General features: G+C 41.8%; 28 protein-coding genes and 1 riboswitch. Of the genes, 10 read left to right on the top strand and 18 right to left on the bottom strand.

The window, feature by feature from the left end; translation table 11 throughout:
• Nucleotide 1: 1 nt before the first annotated feature.
• From V1499_RS06050 to V1499_RS06035, 4 genes are all read right to left on the bottom strand, one after another.
• Entirely contained in the window at nucleotides 2–751 is a 750-nt protein-coding gene (locus tag V1499_RS06050; protein WP_409274614.1) for a phosphotransferase family protein, read from the bottom strand.
• A 172-nt stretch (nucleotides 752–923) separates the two neighbouring features.
• Nucleotides 924–1,394: a DinB family protein gene (locus V1499_RS06045; RefSeq protein WP_409274612.1), complete on the bottom strand. Its 471-nt coding sequence runs from the start codon at nucleotides 1,392–1,394 to the stop codon at nucleotides 924–926.
• A gap of 674 nt (nucleotides 1,395–2,068) precedes the next feature.
• Nucleotides 2,069–3,226, bottom strand: a complete 1,158-nt coding sequence (locus V1499_RS06040; RefSeq protein ID WP_409274611.1) for an ABC transporter permease — start codon at nucleotides 3,224–3,226, stop codon at nucleotides 2,069–2,071.
• On the bottom strand, nucleotides 3,216–3,968 hold the full coding sequence (locus V1499_RS06035) for an ATP-binding cassette domain-containing protein (RefSeq protein ID WP_409274609.1): 753 nt from the start codon (nucleotides 3,966–3,968) through the stop codon (nucleotides 3,216–3,218). Before V1499_RS06035 ends, V1499_RS06040 begins: the two co-directional genes overlap by 11 nt.
• Nucleotides 3,969–4,144: 176 nt before the next feature.
• Here V1499_RS06035 and V1499_RS06030 point away from each other — a divergent pair, with 176 nt between their 5' ends.
• Nucleotides 4,145–4,843, top strand: coding sequence for a LytR/AlgR family response regulator transcription factor (locus V1499_RS06030; protein ID WP_409274608.1), 699 nt, complete (start codon nucleotides 4,145–4,147; stop codon nucleotides 4,841–4,843).
• Nucleotides 4,844–4,858: 15 nt separating this feature from the next.
• Nucleotides 4,859–5,830, top strand: coding sequence for a sensor histidine kinase (locus V1499_RS06025; protein ID WP_409274606.1), 972 nt, complete (start codon nucleotides 4,859–4,861; stop codon nucleotides 5,828–5,830).
• A gap of 304 nt (nucleotides 5,831–6,134) precedes the next feature.
• Here V1499_RS06025 and V1499_RS06020 read toward each other — a convergent pair whose 3' ends face one another.
• From V1499_RS06020 to V1499_RS05995, 6 genes are all read right to left on the bottom strand, one after another.
• Complete coding sequence (locus V1499_RS06020; RefSeq protein WP_409274604.1) at nucleotides 6,135–6,965, bottom strand: hypothetical protein; 831 nt, start codon at nucleotides 6,963–6,965, stop codon at nucleotides 6,135–6,137.
• A gap of 99 nt (nucleotides 6,966–7,064) precedes the next feature.
• Nucleotides 7,065–7,388, bottom strand: coding sequence for a DUF1871 family protein (locus V1499_RS06015; RefSeq protein WP_409274603.1), 324 nt, complete (start codon nucleotides 7,386–7,388; stop codon nucleotides 7,065–7,067).
• A gap of 96 nt (nucleotides 7,389–7,484) precedes the next feature.
• Complete coding sequence (locus tag V1499_RS06010) at nucleotides 7,485–7,877, bottom strand: nucleoside 2-deoxyribosyltransferase (RefSeq protein WP_409274601.1); 393 nt, start codon at nucleotides 7,875–7,877, stop codon at nucleotides 7,485–7,487.
• Nucleotides 7,878–8,050: 173 nt separating this feature from the next.
• Nucleotides 8,051–8,737 (bottom strand): hypothetical protein, encoded by a 687-nt coding sequence (locus V1499_RS06005; RefSeq protein WP_409274599.1) that lies wholly within the window; start codon nucleotides 8,735–8,737, stop codon nucleotides 8,051–8,053.
• A gap of 119 nt (nucleotides 8,738–8,856) precedes the next feature.
• Nucleotides 8,857–9,342 (bottom strand): UPF0158 family protein, encoded by a 486-nt coding sequence (locus tag V1499_RS06000; protein ID WP_409274598.1) that lies wholly within the window; start codon nucleotides 9,340–9,342, stop codon nucleotides 8,857–8,859.
• A 27-nt stretch (nucleotides 9,343–9,369) separates the two neighbouring features.
• Nucleotides 9,370–9,810 (bottom strand): SRPBCC family protein, encoded by a 441-nt coding sequence (locus V1499_RS05995; RefSeq protein ID WP_409274596.1) that lies wholly within the window; start codon nucleotides 9,808–9,810, stop codon nucleotides 9,370–9,372.
• A 141-nt stretch (nucleotides 9,811–9,951) separates the two neighbouring features.
• Here V1499_RS05995 and V1499_RS05990 point away from each other — a divergent pair, with 141 nt between their 5' ends.
• Complete coding sequence (locus V1499_RS05990) at nucleotides 9,952–10,797, top strand: DUF2268 domain-containing putative Zn-dependent protease (RefSeq protein WP_409274594.1); 846 nt, start codon at nucleotides 9,952–9,954, stop codon at nucleotides 10,795–10,797.
• A 69-nt stretch (nucleotides 10,798–10,866) separates the two neighbouring features.
• Here V1499_RS05990 and V1499_RS05985 read toward each other — a convergent pair whose 3' ends face one another.
• Nucleotides 10,867–11,322 (bottom strand): GNAT family N-acetyltransferase, encoded by a 456-nt coding sequence (locus tag V1499_RS05985; protein ID WP_409274592.1) that lies wholly within the window; start codon nucleotides 11,320–11,322, stop codon nucleotides 10,867–10,869.
• Nucleotides 11,323–11,414: 92 nt separating this feature from the next.
• Here V1499_RS05985 and V1499_RS05980 point away from each other — a divergent pair, with 92 nt between their 5' ends.
• Nucleotides 11,415–11,675: an ester cyclase gene (locus V1499_RS05980; protein WP_409274590.1), complete on the top strand. Its 261-nt coding sequence runs from the start codon at nucleotides 11,415–11,417 to the stop codon at nucleotides 11,673–11,675.
• A gap of 65 nt (nucleotides 11,676–11,740) precedes the next feature.
• On the opposite strand, the gene V1499_RS05975 is transcribed toward V1499_RS05980, so the two are convergent.
• The 6 genes from V1499_RS05975 to V1499_RS05950 all read right to left on the bottom strand — a co-directional run bounded on the left by V1499_RS05975 (nucleotide 11,741) and on the right by V1499_RS05950 (nucleotide 16,322).
• The gene (locus tag V1499_RS05975) at nucleotides 11,741–12,529 is read right to left on the bottom strand and encodes a TatD family hydrolase (protein ID WP_409274588.1); all 789 of its coding nucleotides are present in this window, start codon (nucleotides 12,527–12,529) and stop codon (nucleotides 11,741–11,743) included.
• Nucleotides 12,516–13,277 carry an ABC transporter ATP-binding protein gene (locus V1499_RS05970; RefSeq protein WP_409274587.1) on the bottom strand — a complete coding sequence of 254 codons (762 nt, stop codon included), beginning with the start codon at nucleotides 13,275–13,277 and terminating at the stop codon, nucleotides 12,516–12,518. The genes V1499_RS05975 and V1499_RS05970 overlap by 14 nt, the downstream gene beginning before the upstream one ends.
• Complete coding sequence (locus tag V1499_RS05965) at nucleotides 13,274–14,035, bottom strand: ABC transporter permease (protein ID WP_409274586.1); 762 nt, start codon at nucleotides 14,033–14,035, stop codon at nucleotides 13,274–13,276. Before V1499_RS05965 ends, V1499_RS05970 begins: the two co-directional genes overlap by 4 nt.
• A complete protein-coding gene (locus V1499_RS05960) occupies nucleotides 14,032–14,325 on the bottom strand; it encodes an MTH1187 family thiamine-binding protein (protein WP_409274585.1) in 294 nt (97 codons plus the stop codon). Before V1499_RS05960 ends, V1499_RS05965 begins: the two co-directional genes overlap by 4 nt.
• 13 nt (nucleotides 14,326–14,338) lie before the next feature.
• Nucleotides 14,339–15,331, bottom strand: a complete 993-nt coding sequence (locus V1499_RS05955) for an ABC transporter substrate-binding protein (RefSeq protein WP_409274583.1) — start codon at nucleotides 15,329–15,331, stop codon at nucleotides 14,339–14,341.
• Between the two features lie 168 nt (nucleotides 15,332–15,499).
• Nucleotides 15,500–15,607, bottom strand: a riboswitch (TPP riboswitch).
• Between the two features lie 61 nt (nucleotides 15,608–15,668).
• Nucleotides 15,669–16,322 (bottom strand): DsbA family oxidoreductase, encoded by a 654-nt coding sequence (locus V1499_RS05950; RefSeq protein WP_409276236.1) that lies wholly within the window; start codon nucleotides 16,320–16,322, stop codon nucleotides 15,669–15,671.
• Nucleotides 16,323–16,510: 188 nt separating this feature from the next.
• Between V1499_RS05950 and V1499_RS05945 the strand changes: the two genes are divergently transcribed.
• Nucleotides 16,511–16,774 carry a hypothetical protein gene (locus tag V1499_RS05945; RefSeq protein WP_409274581.1) on the top strand — a complete coding sequence of 88 codons (264 nt, stop codon included), beginning with the start codon at nucleotides 16,511–16,513 and terminating at the stop codon, nucleotides 16,772–16,774.
• Nucleotides 16,775–17,002: 228 nt separating this feature from the next.
• Nucleotides 17,003–17,161 (top strand): hypothetical protein, encoded by a 159-nt coding sequence (locus tag V1499_RS05940; protein ID WP_409274579.1) that lies wholly within the window; start codon nucleotides 17,003–17,005, stop codon nucleotides 17,159–17,161.
• Between the two features lie 122 nt (nucleotides 17,162–17,283).
• Here V1499_RS05940 and V1499_RS05935 read toward each other — a convergent pair whose 3' ends face one another.
• A complete protein-coding gene (locus V1499_RS05935) occupies nucleotides 17,284–18,144 on the bottom strand; it encodes an effector binding domain-containing protein (RefSeq protein WP_409274578.1) in 861 nt (286 codons plus the stop codon).
• A gap of 217 nt (nucleotides 18,145–18,361) precedes the next feature.
• On the opposite strand from V1499_RS05935, the gene V1499_RS05930 reads away from it, so the two are divergent.
• From V1499_RS05930 to V1499_RS05915, 4 genes are all read left to right on the top strand, one after another.
• Complete coding sequence (locus V1499_RS05930; protein WP_409274576.1) at nucleotides 18,362–19,180, top strand: cobalamin-binding protein; 819 nt, start codon at nucleotides 18,362–18,364, stop codon at nucleotides 19,178–19,180.
• Nucleotides 19,181–19,214: 34 nt separating this feature from the next.
• Complete coding sequence (locus tag V1499_RS05925; protein ID WP_409274574.1) at nucleotides 19,215–19,727, top strand: GrpB family protein; 513 nt, start codon at nucleotides 19,215–19,217, stop codon at nucleotides 19,725–19,727.
• 521 nt (nucleotides 19,728–20,248) lie between these two features.
• A complete protein-coding gene (locus V1499_RS05920) occupies nucleotides 20,249–20,479 on the top strand; it encodes a hypothetical protein (protein ID WP_409274572.1) in 231 nt (76 codons plus the stop codon).
• 115 nt (nucleotides 20,480–20,594) lie between these two features.
• Complete coding sequence (locus V1499_RS05915; protein ID WP_409274571.1) at nucleotides 20,595–20,807, top strand: hypothetical protein; 213 nt, start codon at nucleotides 20,595–20,597, stop codon at nucleotides 20,805–20,807.
• Nucleotides 20,808–20,905 lie beyond the last annotated feature (98 nt).

The following is a 20,905-nucleotide window of genomic DNA, read 5'->3' as shown; positions in this document are numbered from 1 at the left end:
TTTATATAGGACACGATTGATTTATTACGTCTAATAGGCGTTTTGAATCCTCAGACGAAACATTTTCCGATAGCCTCGCCGCCGCTATTATTGGAGCCCATTGCAACACTTCATCTTTTACCAGACCACTTTTCTCACAATACAGGCGCAAATACATCTCTGCTAATTCATTTGAAACATGAGAAAGTAAAAGATATGTACGGTAAACATCAGCGCGTATATCGCCTGCACTTGAATCCACCCAATCAATTATTGTTACGTTGTTACCTGACATTATTAAATTATACGGATGATAATCTCCATGACAGAGCCTACTCTCAAATGTCATCCTATTTAATCTACGAATTAATGCAGACTTATGCCTATTATCCAAGTTATGAGCGGATTCGATCTGCCGGTTTAATTTTTCAGCCATGTGTTCAATTGAATCTGCCTCAATCTTATGAATTTCTTGATGTATTTCAACGGATATATTCATGTAGTATTCTGCTTGTTCCACATTTTCGGAAAGAATATTACCTATTGATCGGCCCTTAATAAACTCCATAACAATAGCTTGTTTACCACCTATTTTCGTAACATCTATTATTTTTGGTACGGGAAGTCCACACGAATAAGCATATTTTTGCTTTTCAGATTCAAAAAAGGATTCCGTTTCGGGCAAGTAGTCATTAAATACCTTGTAAATCCTGCTATTATGGAGATAGATTTTTGCAGTATTTCCTATTGCTATCGGAGTACCTAATTTCATCAGTTTCTCTCCTTTTTTATCATAAACTACAATAACTGCAATTTTATTATTCGCCCTCCTATCTATGGTATCCTTGTTCAGCGAGCTCAATAAGGAATTAAACAAAAAGGCGCCTCAACCCTTTCGGATCAAAGCACCCCGCTTTTTTTGCGATCTTTCCTATTCCAGCAAATCAACGATGCGATGGCCAAGAACCTTGCATTTTCCTAATTTGAATAATTTGGCCTGTATGGTATGCATCGTGAAGCATGATGTCGAATAGCTTTTCTTCAAGAGAATGTTGGTCAAGTTTTTCAAGAGTTATTTTACTTAACGCTTGCTTTAAACTTTGTTGAGCCATTACGGCACGTTCAACAACTGCAAACCATTGATTGTTGTCATTTATTTGTTCAGTAAGGAAGAAGGTTTTATCGCCATCGAGGTTATTTGTCCATTCACGCCCTTCCAACTTGGCCGCAAGCCTCTCTTTATAATAAATGAGATGATTAACATTTTCCCAAATCGTTTTGGTTGCTTCTCCTGCTGGCCTCCACAAAGCCTGTTCTGCGGTGAGTCCTTCTATTGCAGGTTTGAACGGAGCATACCAACTCTCCTTGTCGAACGTAGTATCGAGCATTTTTAAGAGCAAGTCAGTTCGTTTCATTAACATTTTCCTCCTGAAAATAATGTTAATAACTCCTTCTTAAAGTAATCGCCCCTTTAGCTTCCTTAGAAATTCAACAAATAAGTGCCTTAATCCTTCTTGGATTAAAGCACCCTATCGTTTAAGTACATATGTTCACAAACTTAGTTTTATACCGGTATGCTGCCCTGTTTGTCAAATAACAAAGATTTCACTTTGTTTAGTTTCATTTTTTCTTTTTGCTTTTTCTATTAGCGGCGAAAATTGCGATAAAAGTACCTGACAAAATAGTAATCCATAAAATCAACTCCATTTTTTTCAGCTCCAATTGTTAGTTTAATATATATATCAGAGAATGATAAAAAATCCATAAAAGGAAAGGTGCGGGTAAAACCTTTACTACACAGTTTGTGTCAAAAGCGAATAAACAAACATCCTTCTTCAATTAACCTTTAACATAAACGAAAGGTGCCTTAATCCTTCCTGGGTCAAAGCACCCGTTTGTTGAGAAAAAATTTTGAAATTTAAAACTCATTATGTGTTCAACGAGATTGAAGATCAGGATTTCTTGAAAGAACCTAAGTACACTGGATTTTTCCCACATCTATAAACAAAAACACATATTGGACCCATGTTATAAAACACATTATGTCCATCCTCGTCTTTTGTTTGTTAACTAGTAGCTAGCCTTCTTTCTAATTCATGACCCATTTATCCTTCAGGAACAGAATCCTTCCAATCATAAAGATCACAGCCATGCATATCAAGTTGCTGGAAATCGTGATGAGGATGTGCTTGAAATCGATCACCCCGAACACGAATTCCTTCAAAAGGCTGAACAGGTTCATGATCGGAATCGCGAAGTGGTGGAAAGACAGTTCATTGATGCCAACGTTCGCCAGCAGCATTGTTGGAAACATTGCCAGCATCATGATTGGCGTGCTGTAGCTTTGCGATTCCTTTACAGTTTTGGCAATAATGCTTGTAAGCATTAGGATGGATGCTGTAAACATTGCGTAAATGCCAGATACCAGTACAGCCAAACCTATAATTAAAGAAGTATCTTCTCCAAACGAGACGGCCTTTCTAAGGTGCTCTGTTAAATAGTTAATCTCCAAAGCAACGACAATTAACGTGATCATACCGGTTATAGCCCCAATAGTAGTTATTGTCATCCATTTTGACAAAAGCAAAGTAAAACGGCTGACCGGAGTCATTAACAATGCCTCCATTGTCTTCTTTTCCTTTTCCCCGGCGAACAAATCGGAAGCTGCAGGACCTGCTCCAATTCCGATTGCCAATGCCAGCATCATCGGAATGATCATTGCAATTAGACTGATATTGGGGTCTTCTGCCGACACTTCTTTTTGTTCAATCGTAAAAGGCTGAATAAGTTCGGGATTCATGCCTTCAGACTGGAGTCTCTCTGAGATGACCGATTTTTCCAGGGCGGTTAACGCATTGGTCACATAGCTCATTAAAGTTGAGGACTTTTGGCTAAAGGAATCGCCAATGATTGTGATAGTTGCTTTTTCTCCGTTTTCAATACTTGATAGGAAATTATCATCAAGCAAGAGTGCAGCTTGTGCCTCCCCTTCCTTTAATGCCTCTTCAGGGTTGGCTGATTTCATGATCTCAATGTTTTCAAAACCGGCAAAAATGGCTAGTTCTTCATTGGAAAATGATTCAGCAACTGCAAGCTGATATGTTTCCCCGTCTCCGTCAGAGACCAATTTTTCATAAAAAAGAATTAGCCCGGTCATCATAACAATCGGTACCAACACGGTTAATAATAATGTACGCCGATCACGGAAGCAGTCCTTCATTTCTTTAAAATAGATTTTAAGAAGCATATGTTTCGTTCCCCCTTACAAGCTTGCTCATGAAAATATAGTTGAGATCGCGGCTGCCTTCATTTTTGTATAATTCTTCAAGGTTGCCATGATAGACAAGTTCACCTTTATGCATCATTGCTACAGAATCGCAAAGCATCGATACTTCCTCCATGATATGGCTGGAGAAAACAATCGTTTTCCCTTCACGTTTAAGCTGATGAACCAGCTGGCGGAACACATTCGACGAAGTGATATCCAGCCCGGTTGTCGGTTCATCAAACAGGATGATTTCGGGGTTATGGATGAGAGTTCGTGCAATCGCAACCTTTTGGCGCATCCCCTTCGAAAAGCCGCTTACTTTCCGATCAAGATAGTCCCTCATCCCAAACATCCTGGCAAGATCATCGATTCGCACCTTTGTTTCATGCTTGCTTAGCCCATAGAGGGTGGCGAAATACACGAGGTTCTCACGGGCGGTCAGGCGGTCATACAAGCCAGTTTCGCCGCCAAACAGTACACCAATTCTTTTTTTCACTTCCGCAGAATCAGAAACTGTATCAAACCCTGCAACCGTTACATTCCCATCGGTAGGGCTTAAAAGCGTCGCGATTGTCCTGAGCAAGGTTGTTTTTCCAGCGCCATTCTCACCGAGCAGGCCGACTACCTGGCCTTCTTTTATCGAAAAAGATACATGCTTCAACGCTGTTACTGAAAGTTTCTTATCCTGAAATTTTTTCGTTAGTTCATGAATTTCAATCATTTCCGCACCTCATTTTTTATTCTTCTTGGTTTTATCATACAATCTGTTTTGCTCGGAATCTGCAGTTTTGTTGCGAAAATGACTTTTCATGTCACGAAATGGTCAAAATTTAGGTTAAAGATGGTAAAATAAATATATAAAAGCGGAATGAAGATTTGTAAATGAGGCGGGTACATATGAGGGTTGGACTGGTGGACGATCGCTTTATCGACCTGGAGAAATTGAACGGAATTATTAAAGGCATACCCGATGTTGAAATTGTCTTCTCCACGTTGTCAGCGGAAGAAGCTTACAAGTATATAAAAAGAGAAGAGATTGATTTATTGATTGCAGATATTGAAATGCCAAATCTATCAGGCTATGAACTTGCGGACATTATCCATTCGCATGCTTTGAATATTGCGGTTATTTTCGTCACAGGAAGCAGCGGCTATGCGGTGCATGCATTCGAGCTGAATGTCCATGATTACATCATGAAACCTTATCCAAAGGACCGATTGGTCAAGTCGATTGAACGGCTGAATGAGAAAACGAGGTCCTCCGAGATTGCCGGGCGGCTTTACTTGAAACAGAAGAACGATATCCATATCATCCAGAAGAAAGACATCGTTTTTATTGAACGTTCTGGACGATCGACAACCATTCATACAAAATCAGGGCCAATTAAGACCTATCAGACTCTTAACGAATTGGAGGGCGAATTAAGGGAACGAGACTTTATCCGCTCCCACCGCTCGTTCATCATCAATATCCATTATGTAAAAAACTTCTCCCTTTATGCGAAAAACTCGTATATCGTCTCCTTTGACGGAATGGAAGAAACAGCCATGATCACAAAGGAAAAGGTGGACTTTTTACAGCATTATTACTTTTAAGATTGGAGAATGAAGTTGAAAACAACTTTTTACTATTGGGGCTTGGTCTCGGTACTTGGAATTATTCATTTTCAGGCTCTGATTATGAATCTTCCTTTTATGATACCAGTTTATCTAACTTGTGCTTTTGTCATAGGCGCCGTTTTTTACATCTCAAGACGCCTTTTGCTTCGAATCTCTTTCTTGGGAGCTCTATGGAACAGCCTGTTCTTTCTGCTGCAACTCCTGTTAGTCATGGTTCATTTAGTAAACGGGCCTTCTATTCTGCCACTTTTTGTTTTTGCCGGGATGGAAATAATCCGGCTTCATTTTGCAAAAGAGCTTTCGGACAACAACCGTAGGATTAAGCAATTTGAGGAACAGAGTGTACAAATGAATGAAACGTTCAGGCTTGTGCGGAACGAACGCCATGATTTCTTGAAGCATATATCGGCAATCCATTTCCTGTTGGAAAAAGGGGAATCCGAGCAAGCGAAAACGTATCTTTCCGGCCTTGTCGAGGGATATGAAGAAACAAATCTATCCATAAAAGGCGAAAAAGGCGTCGTTGCCGGAATTCTCAACCAGATGTACCGAAGGGCAAAAGCGGCCGGTATTTCTGTTGTGTATAACCTGGATGTGCCAGTCTCAACCTTGCCCCTATCCGACCAAGAACTCGTAACACTTATTGGCAATATTTTATCCAACAGTCTGGATGCTTGTGAGGATTGGCAGGCACTGCGTAAACAACAGAGCTTCATTACTCTGCAATTTTACAAAAGGGGCGGATTGTACATATTGACTTGCATCAATAGCAGCCCGCCAATACCAACTGAAATCCTGGACGAGTTATTTCATACATATGGAAAAACAACGAAGCAGCATGGACACGAAGGGCTTGGGACAAAAATGATCCAAGACATCGTAAAACACCACAATGGGTTCCTTGATTTTGTTTATAAAGATGAAGAGTTTACCTTGAAAATCAAAATGCCAGCAATTCAGTGAACCATACGGGTAAGAGGATTATCCATTTTGTATCTTCTTGAGCATAAAAATTCCTGACGATTTGGGGACAATTGGTCCCAAATTCTTTGAAACATAGAAATTTTGTTGCCTTTGTTATCAATGAGTACTTTAAGAAATTGTTTAGACATCGCTTCATTGGACCATATTTCTTATTCCACTAAACTGGACCGTTAGCTTAAAAAGGAATTCAACAAATAAGTGCCTTGATTCTTCTTGTTCAAAGCGTGCTTTGATTGAATAAGTAAATTGATACAAAAAACCGTCAAAAAAAGACGGCTGTAGTTTAAATATCATCGGTTAATCGGTTGGCTTCATCTATAAGTCCAATATTAATCATTGAGTCAATGACTAATTTGAAAAGTTCTGGATTATCTTCCAAGACATAATTAAGCTGAATATCCCTAAACAAAGCAAGCCGTGAGGGAACGGGAGCGGAATAAAGATAGTCTTTCAACAACTCCAAATCAGGATCTATGTCTTTTTGTATCGGGAATGGTATGTGCTTTTCACCTGGAAGAAGTGGAGCAGTTACTCCCAATCCATCCTGTGTTTTAATCGATACTTTTCTTTGGCGCTCTTGTTCTACTTTCTGAATGTAACGATACGGATGGTCAATATTCGGGATCTGGATGTTTTCCATAAAAAAATTTTTGGCTTTCTCTCGAACCAGCTTTTCATCTTCAGATGGTTGATATGGGGAATTAGCGGCCTCTGCTGCCCATTTTTCTTTAGCTGTTAAATAATCCTTTTCACTATTAAACTCATTATAGAACAGTGCGCTGTCAGCCAAATTAACTCTTAAGAATTCGGCTAGATTCTTAGCAACGATACGTGCTGGACGTTCAAAATCCATTGGACATATGCAAACAATAGGTGCTATTTCAAGATCAGATACAGAACCAAAATCAGTAAGGAACCCATAATGTATACCGTCTACCCCAATATTGCCAAAAACGACGACATCACTTGGAGTGTTAAAATATCTGAAGTTCTCCAGAGAAAGGTAAAAATTAAGACCGAGGTAAAATTGTTCCGGGTCACCAAGATCGTTTTGTAAGTCCATCAATCTTTGGAGTGTAGGTGGTATATCGTATTTTCCAAAATTGATTCCCATGGAGTTAGCCCCTTGTATGTTTTTCTTTTTTTACCCTATGCACTTGGGCAGAAACCATCGCTTCTTACACTAACATTTGTTGGCAGTCATCACTTTATATTAGGACATCCTAACCAAAATCTTTTGAGCAGCTGATAAACAATCACGAGTTGATAAATGCTCGCCAAACCACTTTATAAAAACCTCTTGAATTTCTTTTGTTAATACATCAACCGAATTACTATTGCTTAAACGTTTTACAATATCCTTAATTTCCGGATCGTATTCGTCATCAGGACAACCCATCCCAAGTAATCCTATTGGGTCCCATTCATCGATTACTTCTTTGACAAGAAAATACTCTTTCATATTCATTCCACCTAGCGATATATTTTTGCGGTAGTAGATGGGGTTATTCCCAGAAAACTCTACTAAAGACGCCATATAATTTAATCCTCTGACAAGTCGAGATAAGAATCCCAAAAATCCTGCGTAAGTCTAGTGGAAAACGTTTTCCTTATTTGACACTCTATTAACTTACTAAACTTTTTGATTTGAATCTATACGATCGATCAATTCATCTAAAGTGCCAAAACACTTCTGAATTTCGGGCAAATGATAAAATGTGCTGGTGGTCTCAAGGTTATCTACTTCATTGTCTGATGAATAAAGATAAATTTTCTTCCTATTCCCGATAGCAATTCCAAGTTCAATGTGGCTTCCTTTACCTGCCGGCAACAACACTACAACAAAGTCCGACTCCATTACAGCATTCGTTTCCTTTTGGCCAATCTCCCTTAGTTCTTCCAATGTTGCAATCTTTTCATTTACAGTCCAATCATATGTTTGGATGAATCCTCTTACTTTCAACTCTTTACTAACATACCTAACCCTATCCCTATTGTTAAGGCTGGCTGCTATGTAAAATCTCATTCTCTATCCCCGCTTTCTTTAAATATAATTTATTAAAAGAAAGGATATTTTGACCAGGTTCAATCGGGTCACCAAGTGACTACACCTTTTCCGGAAAAAATCTCACTAAATACTCATATATTAGACTTTGATTTTACTACCTTGCCATGCCAGTTATTAGCTTTTTATAACCATCAATTAAACTTGATATCCTGTCCATTCTGCCGCTTCGTCCTAAGCTTATAGAGCAGCCAGGATTTAACGATGGATTCCGTGTCTTTGTGGCAGGAAACCTTGTCGAGAAAATAAAAGTCAGATGGTTCGACGCTAATTTTCGCAATCGGCTTCACGGGCGTTTTGCTTACCCACTCGTCAAAAGAAACAAGCTCGTTGCCAGCGCGTTCAAAGGTTTCACCAGGTAGGAAATATATCGTCCCGCTTGTCCATGGACTTGCATCGTGAGTTTCCTTGTTCAACGAGAAAAAGTAATGGGGGCGGCCGCCCTCCACTTTCAAACAGGCGTTTCGGATTCCGCCTTTGACCCTGTTTTTATCAAGGACAGCATAAAACAAGGGCCAGATTCCATCCTTTGTTCCGAAAACCGCATTGACGAATTGGCCGTTGTACAATGTTTGCCTTCTAGCTTCAAATTCGCCAATTTCCCCGTTATTTGAACCATGAAGAATGACATTCTTCGTTGCCGCGATGTACTGGATGAAACGATGTTTTTCGAATCTGCTGGAGTAATTGATCTCGAGGTTACCGGCTGCGGCTTCTTCGTACATTTTTTCATAATCCCGGCGCTCTTCCTCCGAAAAATCAAGCACAGACCCACGGTAAAAAAGTAATCCCATCAATCCTGACACGAATTTATTGACCATCTTAATCCTCCAGCGAAAAAAATTGATTATTCCAGATTTCTTCTTTATACATATTCAGCTTGGCTGACCAAATTCCTCCCAGCATCTTTGTTTACCGTAAAAAGAAAGAGCAGCCACTTTTAGCGGCCGCCCTCCAAATTGTCAATGAAATCTATTCCATTGTCTTTACACCATTCAATGGCGATTTGTCTCAGTTCGTTGTCACGGTAAGCATACCAGTCGTCACGAACCCCTAAATCGAAAATTTTGTCCTTGAATCTCCGGAATGCCCCTTTCCCGCTAATTGCCCTCAGCAAAGCGTCCTGTTTACGCTCGTCATTGAGGGAATAGCAAAACCTTTCCATGATGCTGTATTCCTGGATATCAAATTGGCTGGGGAGTGCGATGTAGTTTTCTTCGTCCTCCAAAATTTCAATCACAGCATCACGGTCTTCGATTTGCCAATCGAGTAAATCATCGTCAGGTTCTTCTTCTTCAGCTAGTCGGATGTCCTCTGCAGACAATCTTACAATTTCTCCTGTCCGTTTATTCAGTAAAACTTGCTCATCGTCAAACTGAACGTCCATTTCATCGATAAGTTCTCTTAACTTCACAGGTTTGTTCAATCCATTTCCCTACCTTTTAATTTTCACCTAATGCACCAGGGAGGCGCGCAGAGTCTTAATTCCGTTTTCCAGATAGGCCTTCAAACAGGTCAGCATGTATATCCAGCCTTGCTGCTGGCCCAGCAATTTGCTGATAAGATGAGGGTCGTCTTCCTTAAAGCCGGACTCAGTCACTAGGACAATCGTGTTTCCGGATTCTCGCTGTTCCAGGAGTATGGTCACAACAGTTTCTTCCCCTACTCCGCCCCAGGAAAAGACGATTTTTCGGTTTTCTTCGGTTTCAAGGACTTGTATGTCCCCTTCCGCGTTGTATTCCTCGTACCTCCATGTGATGGTCTTGCCTTGTTCGACTCTCGCAGTACCGGATGAGAACCAGTAATTTGCCATCTTTTCAGGATCGGCAAACGCTTCATATACTTCACTGGCTGGCTTATGTATGCTCATTTTTGATTTGATTTCAGTGGCCATTCAAGTCTTTCCCCTTTCTGAATTTGTTAATTCAAGAATAAAAGATTTTTTTCCGCCTGTCCATTTCACCCTAATTTGAAGGATTTTCAGCGCCCGATGTTAAATATTTACAATACGATGATTCATTTAGGAGGATGGCTCTTGAATATTTACAATGGATTGGAGCGATTTAGGGAAGTAATTAGCTTTCAGTCTGATGAAAAAAGGTACAAGGCGTGGTTCAACTATTATGAGGAGTACCAGGAGGTTTTCGACGCCATTTTCCGAACAAATTATTTAGCTGATTTAAATGCGTTAAAGCCTGTAATCAATTCCCTTGATTTCGATACACTACTGTTAAAGGCGGAAAACGGGTTGGCTTTGCAACCTGTTACAAAAATCAAAGAATCCTTATTGCAGTGTGCTGAGTTTTTCAAATTCGAGGAAGATTTTGATGTTTTTTTACTCGTGGGATTTGGCCATATTGACGGAACCGCGCCGCCTACTTCAAAACCATCTTTGTATTTGGGGCTTGAGAGGCTTGCCAAGTCCGATATAAATATATTAATTCCTCACGAATTCAATCATCTTGTACGGTTTCACAAACTAAATTTTGCCGAGAGTTCTGAACGCCTCACAGTAAAACAGTTAGCAATCGCCGAGGGGCTCGCGACAATAACGCCTTTGATTGTAAATCAAGCTGAACTGATCGACGCCAATTTTGCAAAAGCACTGATGGTTTCCCAAGAAAACTACCGATTACTAAAAACCAATTTTAATAAAATCGAAAACGAAATCTTGAAAGATTTTGATCAAGCCTTAACCCAACCACTTGTTGAAAAATACTTCATGGCGAAGGAAGGCGGGCATTTACCTGTAAAATCCGGCTACTATTACGGCCTAATCATCATCACCGCACTTTTGCAAAATGGGGTATTGTTAACAGATTTAACACCCTCGAAATCGGATGAAATTTATGAGCTGTATATGAATATGCAAGTTGATTAATATATTTAACATGGCATCTAGACAGCCCATAAAAAAGCACCCCCTTCCAAATGGATGAGAGTGGGTTCCTTAAAAGTTATATTTAATCATCAAATACCTGGGATCGCCGTTTTCGTCTTCATAAGGCCTAAGAATTTCGTAGCCATTCCGTTCGTAGAAGGCGACGGCAGATTTATTCATGCCGCTTGCCTGTAGGATATAATAGCCAGGATCCATCATTCCCTGCTCGAAATGGTCGAGGAGCAACTTGCCGTACCCTTGCCCCCGAAGCTTTCCGGAAACGAACATCTGCGACAGGTAGCCTGACCCTTCCTTGTACTGGGCCAGGTAAAACCCGGAAACTTCTTCATTTACTAGGAGGACGAATGCCTTCCAATCATGGGTTTCCAGTGCAACTTGATACCAGGAAAGAATCATGTCGTAGAATTCCTTGTTGAACACCATGTTCCTGAAGTTCATGCTATAAAGCTCTTTCTGGGCCTGAAGAATTTTTGGTATATGCGTTATGTCCAGTGGAACAATCATGTCGGCGCGCTCCGTTCTCTGATTATCTTCCTCTATTTTAGCCAAAACCGACTGTTGAGAAAAATAATATAGGAGCGCTATTTTTTCTTAGTATGCGGAGACTAATCACGGATTGTTGTCTTTTTTTAAAATGGCCCCCTATTTTTCATAAAATGTACTTTCGTGCATATATCATAAAAGGTAGCGGAAATAACTCGGCTTCATTAATGGGATTGCCGCCAACGAATAAATATGCTGAGATTCAAGGTATTTCCCTATTTGAACTAGAGCAAGGAAAGATTAAAATGAATCGGGTTGTTTTCAATACACTGGATATGTTCCAACAACTTGGAGTCTATCCTTCTGAACTATAATGGTGAACATATAAAGTGCATTTAGAGACACAGATTAATTTAAATCGGTGTCTCTTTTTTATTTTTCAAAAGATATCCTTAAGCTTGTAAAAACGTTTTGTATTCGCATGAAAGATGGAACCCGCTTGTTCAACAGGAACTCCCTTTATTAACGCCAGCTCTTTCACTACGTCAAGGACCATGGCAGGTTGAGTCATTATTCCGGAAAACCTTTCTTCAAAAGGCCATGGTCCGTCCGTTTCCGCCATCATAAGCTGCAAAGGATACAGCTCGGCAACCTCCCTCGTTTCTTTTTCATACAGGATGTCAGGTGTGAACGAAACATGATACCCATTCGCAATCATCCGCTCGACTGTTTTCCTGTCGCCCTTGAACCAATGGAAATGCGCTTTCTCGATGCTGTGTTTCTCCAAGAGCCCGCAGGCAATTGGCGCGTCATCATAAACGGCATGGAGGATCACTGGCTTGTTGAGCTTTTTTGCCAATAGGATGAACTGCTCAAGTAATTCTATATATCCCTCGTACGAGAAATGGGCGTTCTTGGAATCGGTACGCATATAATACGGCAGGCCTACCTCGCCAATCGCAACCATCTTTTCTTTATGCCTACTAATCCAATTTAACAGCTTATCCAGCTCTGCATCGGAAGGAAGCGGCTGCTCCGGGTGGTAGCCGAAAGCGGGATGAATTCGCGGACAGTTCTCAAAGAGCCTCAGGTTTTCCTTGCAGGAAGCGAGGTCCATCGAAACGCAAATCAAAGCCTCAACCTGATTTTCCCCTAAGCTATTGATGATGAGCTCCCGTTCGTCCTCCGGATATTTGTCCAAATGGATATGCGCATCAATGGCTTTCATGCTTCTCCCCTTCTTTCATGGCACAGTAAATCTCGCGTTTCAGCTTTAAAAAGTAATCATCCAGAAGAAGCCGGTCGGTCCTTGGCCGATTGAACGGTACCTTAAATTCTTTTATGACTTTCGCCGGGCGTTGCGAAAGAAGAACAATCCGGTCAGATAAGAACAGCGCCTCTTCGATATTGTGGGTGATGAATAGGACCGACTTCCGCTTTTCTTCCCATACGGACAGAAGCCATTTTTGCATATCGAACCGTGTAAATTCGTCTAGTGCGGAAAACGGTTCATCGAGCAGCATGATGGGCTGCTGAGAAAGGAGCGCCCGAATGAACGCGACGCGCTGCTTCATTCCCCCTGAAAGCTGATGCGGGTAGGCATTTTCATAGCCTGATAGTCCAACCTTGGCAAGCCATGTTAGGGCTTCTGCTTCATCCGTCCTGCCGGAAAGCTCCTGGGCGAGGAGGACATTTTTCAAAACAGTCCGCCAAGGAAGCAGCGAGGCCTGCTGTGGCATATAGGCAATGTTTCCGGTTTCCCCGTTAATCCTCCGCCCCTCCAGAAAAATGTCTCCCCTTTCCGGCTTCAGCAAACCGCCGATCGTTTGAAAAATAGTACTTTTCCCGCTTCCTGATGGGCCGATAATTGAAACAAATTCACCATCATTTACATGGAGTGAGATTCCATCAAGGACAAGGCCGGTTTCGTTAAATGAATGAGTTATATTTTCAAGCCTGATTTTCGCTCCAATCATCGCTCTCCCTCCCGTGCCCATTTGATGGCTGTTCTTTCAAGAAATGTAATGATGCTGTAAAACAGCATGCTCAAAATGACAATAACAAAAATGGCAATAAAAACACGATCGGTACGGAATGCCGAGGACGAAAGGGTCATAAAGACGCCAATCCCTTTTTCCGCGCCAAGCCACTCGGAAATGACCGCCCCCATGACGCTGTACGTTGCAGATATTTTCAGACCCGAGAAAAACTGCGGCAATGCATTCGGAAACTGGACCTTGGCGAACAATTGGGTTGACGTCGCACCGGACATTTTCATGTAATGGACAAGTTCCCTCGGCGCATTCCTGAAGCCGTCCAACAGGGCGATTGTTATTGGGAAAAAGCAGACGAGCGTTATGATGATCAACTTAGGCAGGTAGCCGAAACCGAACCAGATGACCAACAGCGGAGCAAGTACAATGATTGGAACATTTTGCGAGATGATTAAAAAGGGATACATCGCAGTCCTTAGTGGCGGTACGAGGTGCAGCACCGTCGCGATGATAAAGCCAATCGATCCCCCAAGCAAAAGTCCTGAAGCAGCTAGCATCACCGTTGCACCCACATCCGGCAAAAACAGCTGGTAATTGGCGAAGGCTTCTTTTAAAATCGCGGTAGGGGCGGGCAGAAGCCAGGCCGGAATCTTAAAAAAGGAAGCCATCCCTTCCCAAACCATGAAGAAAAGGAGGAGCACCGCAATCGGGCTCCACCCTTTGTTCCCAAATCTTTTCATCTGCGGTACTTCTCCGTTAACCGATCCATCGTAATGCCATTTGGCTGGTAGAGAATCTTTATCTGTGATATGACATTCGGTGTCCCCAGTTCAATCATTCTTTCATTCATTTTTTGAATGACGCCAAGGAGCTGGCTAAGTTCACCTTCCATCGTTGTTTCCAGCGGATGGACCTCGTACTTTACTCCAGCCTGGTCGATTACCTCAATAGCGGCATCGACCAGCTTTATCGTCTCCTCACTCGTCGCGGCTTTCGGTATGATTTGGATACTCACTAGCGCGTTCGCCATCGTTTACTCCTCCTTATTCCGGTAAAAATTCATTTGTGAAAGCTTTTTCGGCATCAAGTTCCTTTTCTAGAAGTCCGTTTTCGAACATCCATTGGCTGTAATTTTCCCATATTTCAAGCTTTTGTTCGCCCCATCGCTTGGCATCATCCTGATACTTTGGCGAGAGCCACTCCTGGCTTTTTTTCACAAGCTCGGAATCAAGGTCAGGGACAGCTTTTAGTAAAATATCAGCGCTCTCGGATGGATTCTTTATTGCAAATTCGTACCCCTCGGAAACTGCCGCAACGAATGCCTTCACTGTCTCCGGGTCGTTCTTAATCATTTTTTCATTCGTGGCAATGACAGGCGTGTAATAGTCGAGTTTCTCTGAATAGTCGGTCAGGTAAACCATGTTGATTGGTTCGTTCCGCAGCTCCGCCTCAATCCCAGTCCATGCATAGTAAATCCATGCGAAATCAATGTCCCGCTTTACAGCCGTAAAGAAGTCGGAATCGCCCATGTTGACGATTTTCACTTTGTCCACGTCTGCATTTTCCTGCTTCATCAACAGGCTCAAAACCGCTTTTTCGACTGGCGATCCCCAGCCGCCATACGTTTTGCCTTCAAAGTCCTTAGGGGATGTTATGTTTTTCGCTTTTGGCGAAGCGAATCCGGAGGTATTGTGCTGGATGACAGCCGCAACCGACACAAGCGGTACACCCTGGATTCTCGCCTGGGTAATCGACTCCTGATAGCTAACCCCAAATTCCGATTTGCCGGACGCAACGAGCTGGTCAGCACCCGCCTCCCCAGGAAGGATAATGTCGACATCAAGACCATGTTTTTTAAAATAACCCTTCTCCTTCGCGACATAAATCCCTGTATGGTTCGTGTTCGGCGCCCAATCGAGGACAATCTTGATCTTCTTTAACGATTTTGAGGTACCTGGCTCCTTTTTGTCCGCAGAACATGCCACAAGGCCCAATGCCAGTAATACTGTGGATAATGCAATAAGCAGCTTTCTCATGATTTTCCCCTCTCATCTGTTTTTTTGACAATGAAGCGGAAAAGATGGTCGGGTTAAGAAATGTATGTATAAATAAGCTAGTAGGATTTATATTTTTGCTAGCAAGCCAAATAAAAAAGCGCACGGGTTATCCCGAGCGCATAAAAAAATCCATAATAGGCGAATAAACGTCTACTAGAAGATGTTCCCTACGCTGGTACTAACCAGATCAGGTAAAAGGGTCAGCATCTTTGGATACTATCTCAGCCAGCAACACCGGCTCCCCTACATTTCCAAACTTCAATTGTCACCATTACTATATAAGAAAAATGTTGAGCCGTCCAGAAAAGAGGCATGCCTACTTCTTCGGAATTTCGCAGCCATCGTCATCACACATGTCTCCACCCATGTTATTTAAGACGACGATTTTATCCTCCGCTAGTACTTTTTCCAATGCCTGGACAAACACTTCGGTTGGCTGTGCACCGGAAATAGCGTACTTTTTATTAATGAGAAAGAATGGGACTCCGGAAATGCCATACTGCCGTGCTGTTTGCTCATCGGCACGGACAGCATCGGCCATGGCATCGCTGGCAAGCATTTGTGCCACTTCTTCCCGGTCGAGTCCTACTTCCACCGCCAACTCCGTCAATGTTTCATGATCGCCAATATGTTTGGACTCCGTAAAATAAGCGCGGAGAATCCTCTCAGTCGTTTCTTTCATGAGTCCCTTTGTTTTGGCAAACATCGTCAAACGATGGGCGTCAAAGGTGTTGGTCAAAATCAATGTATCCATATTGTACTCAAGTCCAACTTCCTTCGCCATTCTCACCACATTGTCAGAGTTTGCTTTTGCCTGGGCAATGCTCATCCCGTATTTTCTCGCCAACATTTCATACATGTTCTCTTTAATATCCCGGCCCGCATTCGGGTCCAGTTCAAAGCACCGATACGTTACTTCTATTGGTTGACCAATCTTCTGAATAGCGTCCTCCAGACGCTTTTTGCCAATATAGCAGAATGGTCAAGCAAAGTCTGTCCACATTTCAATCTGCACATGAATCCCTCCAATCTTTCTTTTTAGTATAGAGGCTGGGGTTCAATTTTACACAAGAAATGCTTGTACCGATTACGATGGGCCTTGGCATTTTTCCTTTTCCGAAAGGGAAAACTAACCCAAAATGAAAAAGGAGCGAAAAGATGATTATAGAAGGTTCCATCATTTCGGGCGAATTTGACCCATCAATGAATGAATTTTCCTTGCAAAAGGTGAAAAACTTGAGCACCCAATCGGTCCTGAAGGAAAACCAATTAACGAGCATTTACCGCTATTTAAAAAAACATGAGAACGGAGGAGAAGGGCAAATTATTACCCTAAATGACCAAATGCCGATTCGGTTAAATCCGGACGAACTGAAGCAATTGGTCGCTGATCTTGAAAAGGTTCTGTCCATGTACAGCTGAAAAGTGGCCAGTACACTATCCTTTTTGCAGAAAAAAGACGAAAATAGTCGAAAATAACCTTGATTTAATTTGAACAATCATAAATAATACTGACAGGGAATGGTTTTTTACAAATAAGCAGGAGACCACCTGCAGTCGTCCTCAGATTGAAGGATATAATTGTCAAAAGGATATTGAGTTGGCAGCCACGGTGTTTAACGATTCAATATGAATGGGAAGGTAAAAGGTATGAACGTTAATAAAGATGAATTAATTCAGAGGGCCAGTGCAATCCTTGGCCGCGATGTGACACATGAATCAATCATGAAAACAGTTGAATCCCTTGTGGAATTGCTGGAAAAGGAAAAGGCAGCCCAAGAAGACCGGTATGCCACAGCGAAATTATAACTTTATAATGTAGAATTTATTTAAATAGCCATTGGTTTAACCATTTTCCTATGTAAAAAACCCTTTAAGGTTGAATTTCCTTAAAGGGTTTTTTACTTGCTCCTCCTCGTTGCCACTATCTATTATTTCTTAATCGGAATCCAAATTTCGCTATAATAATCCTCGGAGTAAGGGTCAGCCGGGCTGCAATAAACCTCCATTTCTGGCCCAGCGGCATGCTCATACCCGGTTGCCGGGAACCATTCGGAGTAAATCCTGTCCCATACCTTTTGAATCGCTTCAGGCATGGCGCCGTGCACCGGAAAAACTGCCCACGTTGCTGCAGGTATCTCCCTTTCCTCCCAGGACTCGGGGAGCTGGCTTATATTTTTTTCCGCGCCGATCATGTAGATTAGGTTTTCTTGATCTTTATCAAACTCCACGCAAGCGCCGATTAACCCAAGCTGGCCACAGTTTTTCGCAAGTTCCTTCGACAATCCATTCTCGTTCGATTCAACCCAGAAAGCCGCGATATTCCGGTTGTTCTCCCCGCCAATGGTAGAAGTCCTGATACTTTTCCCCACTATCGTAAACGCTTCTTTCTCAATAATCCTGTAATCCATTTCCACATCACCCTTCAATTTTATTTGAAAAGAGAGCCTTGGGTACGCCTTCAAGGATTGGCTGTTTTTCTTTGTATCCGACGGGCTTATTCCATGAATGCGCCGAAATGCTTTTGTAAACGATTCCGGGCTTTCGTATCCGTACTTCATGGCAACATCAATCACCTTGATTTTTGAGTTAACCAGCTCCTGCGCGGCCAATGTGAGCCGGCGGTTCCGGATATACTCACTGACGGTAAAACCGGTCAGCATACTAAACATCCGTTGAAAGTGAAATTTGGACATACAGGCCACTGCAGCTATGTCTTCAATCAGAAGATTATTATCCAAATTCCGTTCCATATACTCGATGCTTTCCAGCATCCTTTGAAGCCCCTCCATGTGCAACCCTCTCCTCTCAAACACAGTCTATCAGCTGTGAACCGGCGCTTCCTGTTCATTTGTGCTCATATAAAACAGATAGTAATGTTGTTTTTGCCCTGTTTCATTATTTTCGACTAAACCGTCTGTTTTTCCTGTAAAATTAATAACCTTTCGCTCAAAGTAAATGATTTTACTATAATAGAAATAACGAAGAACATACAAGGGGGAGTTTGCCATGAGACTGATTTCCATCTGTCCGAGCAATACCGAGCTGGCTGCTTACCTGGGGTTGGCGCCTTCGCTTATTGGTGTGGATGACTTTTCCGATTGGCCCGCGGAAATCAATGGGCTGCCTCGCCTTGGCCCGGATTTGAACATCGACATGGATAAGGTTGAAGCACTCCAGCCTGATCTGGTTTTAGCCTCCCTGTCTGTCCCGGGAATGGAACGCAACATCGAAGAGCTTGAGAAACGGTACATCCCATATGTAATCGTTCCGAATCCAAAAACATTGAAGGAAGTCGGCGACTGCATCCTTTTTGTCGGCAAGGTTACGAATACTTCCGAAAAGGCTGAACAGCTGTTTGAAAAATTCAACCGGATTCTCTCTTTCTATGAGTCTTTAAGCCGGAAGATCGATGCGCCGAAATCCCTTTACTGGGAGTGGTGGGCGAAGCCGATTTTCACGCCTGGAGCTGCCAACTGGCTGACTGAAATCAGCAAGCTCGCTGGCGGGCGGAATGTTTTTGAAGACAGGCCAGAAGCCAGCGTGCAAACCGATTGGGATGACGTAAAGGAACGAAATCCCGACACAATTTGTGTTGTTTGGGTCGGCGTCCACAAGAAGAAGGTCAATCCAAAGGTTATTTTGAAACGGCCGGGCTGGGAAGAAATTGAGGCAATCCGGAACGATCAGCTTTACATACTCGATGAGCCGCTGTATTGCAGGCCTTCTCCTTTATTGCTGAACGGCCTGGCGCAAATCGCACATATACTGCATCCTGACATTTATCCGCCATACGTTGAGGGAAAAGATTTGTTGATGGATTTTTAGTTTTATAAAATAGCCCATAAGGGAGGTGGATTGAATGCTAGGCTTGCCGCGCGGAGAAGTGTTCCTCGTTCCGTGGACACAAGAATGGAAAGAAGAGTTTTTAAAAGAGAAAGTTCAAATTGAAGAAAAAATTGGGGCGTATATCGTAGCGGTCCATCATATCGGGAGCACGGCGGTACCCCATTTAAGCGCGAAACCTATCCTTGATATCGCGATTGAACTTGAGCATTTCGGCGATGGCTTGCATTGTGTTTCCCCTCTTGAAGCTTTGGGTTATCGATATAGAGGCACAAATGTGCTGCCTGAACGGCATTATTTCAACAAAGGCGAACCACGTACGCACCAGATTCATATGTACGAAAAAGGAAACAAGTATTTACTGGAGCAACTGGAATTCAGAGACTACTTGCGAAACAATGAAGATGCCCGTATTGAATATGAAAATTTGAAGTTCCGGCTTTCTGGTAAAAACAAACATGATAAGCATCAATATGCTGATGATAAGACCGGTTTTGTGAGATCAGCCCTCTGTAAAATTTTCAAATAAGGAAAAGTATGACTATTACTTCTGTGGAATGGCTTATCTTCGACTGTGGCTATTTAGTATAAATTAATGTTATCTATATTCAGAGTTTCATATGCCTTGTTCAAATGGGAGGTTAGTGGAATAGCATTCCAGCTTCATTTGCTGCGGGATTTATGGGTGTATGGATAGCTATTAGGGAGAAAAAAAGGAACGGAAGAGTGATTAATCGTCCCCACTGATTTAAACATTATCCAGCTAAACGGAGTGGATAAGGAAGACGTATGTCTAATTACTGTCAAATTTATATTCAAAGAAGGAGAAAAAAATGTCGACCACTAAATAAGCAAATTATCTTAATGAGTTTGTGAAGATATATACTTAAAGTAACGGGGTGCTTATACTAAAGAAGGATAAGCACTCTTTCTTGTTGAATTTATTAAAGGGGCAGTAGATTGAAGAATGGTGTATGTCATTGCTAAACAAATGGGGGCAGATTGTGGTGTAAGTAAGAATGAAAGATGAACGAAAGGAATGGATTTTTTATGTTATGGATTGCTACACAAGATAATAAAAGTTTGATGAATGTAAAAGAGGTTACTGTAGACGGGAAAAAGATAGAAGGTGTTATCGGCAGTGATTCTATGAATCACTGGAGTAAGGTTTTAGGGAAGTACGAATCAAATGAAAGAGCATTAGAAATCCTTGATGAAATTTTTACGAAGATTGAAGAAAACAGTGGTATTTCTGTGACATACACTATGCCTAAAAAGTAAGTATCAAATTGTTTAATTAAAGGGCAGGTTAGCGAAAAAGTCACTTTAAATAAAATATTATAGTTGATAGAAACTTAAAGTTGTTCGTATCGTATTCTATTTGGGAGGTGAGCGAATGAAAGTTGAATTATTTTATTATGATATAGCAGAAGAAAAATATATTTTCGAAAGCCCGCTTAAGTCTACTGGAGACTTATTTACTCCGATTGAGGGTGATACCTTAATAGTAGATGGTTGGGGTTACATAGTAGCTAGAAGAGAATTCTATTATGAAAATGGCACAACAAAGATTACTGTGTTTTGCACACGAGAAAGAAAAAAGCGTTAGATAAAAACATTTAAAACTAAATGGTATAAGACTTATTGTGAAAAAAATCACTTAAAGTAACGGATGCTTATCTTCAATAAGGATTTAAAACAAGGACC

This window comes from Neobacillus oceani (genome assembly GCF_046237595.1).
In the GTDB taxonomy this organism is placed as follows: domain Bacteria; phylum Bacillota; class Bacilli; order Bacillales; family Cytobacillaceae; genus Bacillus_D; species Bacillus_D oceani.
The sequence above is the reverse complement of the archived record's forward strand: the minus strand, read 5'-3'. Positions and strand labels throughout refer to the sequence as shown.

Excerpts from the sequence above, each read along its gene's own strand:
- V1499_RS06020 (WP_409274604.1), bottom strand. The coding sequence starts at position 6,965 with ATGGGAATCAATTTTGGAAAATACGATATACCACCTACACTCCAAAGA.
- V1499_RS05970 (WP_409274587.1), bottom strand. The coding sequence starts at position 13,277 with ATGATTGGAGCGAAAATCAGGCTTGAAAATATAACTCATTCATTTAAC.
- V1499_RS05955 (WP_409274583.1), bottom strand. The coding sequence starts at position 15,331 with ATGAGAAAGCTGCTTATTGCATTATCCACAGTATTACTGGCATTGGGC.
- V1499_RS05985 (WP_409274592.1), bottom strand. The coding sequence starts at position 11,322 with ATGATTGTTCCACTGGACATAACGCATATACCAAAAATTCTTCAGGCC.
- V1499_RS06010 (WP_409274601.1), bottom strand. The coding sequence starts at position 7,877 with ATGAGATTTTACATAGCAGCCAGCCTTAACAATAGGGATAGGGTTAGG.
- V1499_RS06040 (WP_409274611.1), bottom strand. The coding sequence starts at position 3,226 with ATGCTTCTTAAAATCTATTTTAAAGAAATGAAGGACTGCTTCCGTGAT.
- V1499_RS06035 (WP_409274609.1), bottom strand. The coding sequence starts at position 3,968 with ATGATTGAAATTCATGAACTAACGAAAAAATTTCAGGATAAGAAACTT.
- V1499_RS05925 (WP_409274574.1), top strand. The coding sequence starts at position 19,215 with ATGCTAGGCTTGCCGCGCGGAGAAGTGTTCCTCGTTCCGTGGACACAA.
- V1499_RS06030 (WP_409274608.1), top strand. The coding sequence starts at position 4,145 with ATGAGGGTTGGACTGGTGGACGATCGCTTTATCGACCTGGAGAAATTG.
- V1499_RS05930 (WP_409274576.1), top strand. The coding sequence starts at position 18,362 with ATGAGACTGATTTCCATCTGTCCGAGCAATACCGAGCTGGCTGCTTAC.
- V1499_RS05995 (WP_409274596.1), bottom strand. The coding sequence starts at position 9,810 with ATGGCCACTGAAATCAAATCAAAAATGAGCATACATAAGCCAGCCAGT.
- V1499_RS05940 (WP_409274579.1), top strand. The coding sequence starts at position 17,003 with ATGAACGTTAATAAAGATGAATTAATTCAGAGGGCCAGTGCAATCCTT.
- V1499_RS05935 (WP_409274578.1), bottom strand. The coding sequence starts at position 18,144 with ATGGAGGGGCTTCAAAGGATGCTGGAAAGCATCGAGTATATGGAACGG.
- V1499_RS05945 (WP_409274581.1), top strand. The coding sequence starts at position 16,511 with ATGATTATAGAAGGTTCCATCATTTCGGGCGAATTTGACCCATCAATG.
- V1499_RS06045 (WP_409274612.1), bottom strand. The coding sequence starts at position 1,394 with ATGAAACGAACTGACTTGCTCTTAAAAATGCTCGATACTACGTTCGAC.
- V1499_RS05980 (WP_409274590.1), top strand. The coding sequence starts at position 11,415 with ATGCGGAGACTAATCACGGATTGTTGTCTTTTTTTAAAATGGCCCCCT.
- V1499_RS05975 (WP_409274588.1), bottom strand. The coding sequence starts at position 12,529 with ATGAAAGCCATTGATGCGCATATCCATTTGGACAAATATCCGGAGGAC.
- V1499_RS06015 (WP_409274603.1), bottom strand. The coding sequence starts at position 7,388 with ATGGCGTCTTTAGTAGAGTTTTCTGGGAATAACCCCATCTACTACCGC.
- V1499_RS05960 (WP_409274585.1), bottom strand. The coding sequence starts at position 14,325 with ATGGCGAACGCGCTAGTGAGTATCCAAATCATACCGAAAGCCGCGACG.
- V1499_RS06050 (WP_409274614.1), bottom strand. The coding sequence starts at position 751 with ATGAAATTAGGTACTCCGATAGCAATAGGAAATACTGCAAAAATCTAT.
- V1499_RS05965 (WP_409274586.1), bottom strand. The coding sequence starts at position 14,035 with ATGAAAAGATTTGGGAACAAAGGGTGGAGCCCGATTGCGGTGCTCCTC.
- V1499_RS05915 (WP_409274571.1), top strand. The coding sequence starts at position 20,595 with ATGAAAGTTGAATTATTTTATTATGATATAGCAGAAGAAAAATATATT.
- V1499_RS05920 (WP_409274572.1), top strand. The coding sequence starts at position 20,249 with ATGTTATGGATTGCTACACAAGATAATAAAAGTTTGATGAATGTAAAA.
- V1499_RS06005 (WP_409274599.1), bottom strand. The coding sequence starts at position 8,737 with ATGGTCAATAAATTCGTGTCAGGATTGATGGGATTACTTTTTTACCGT.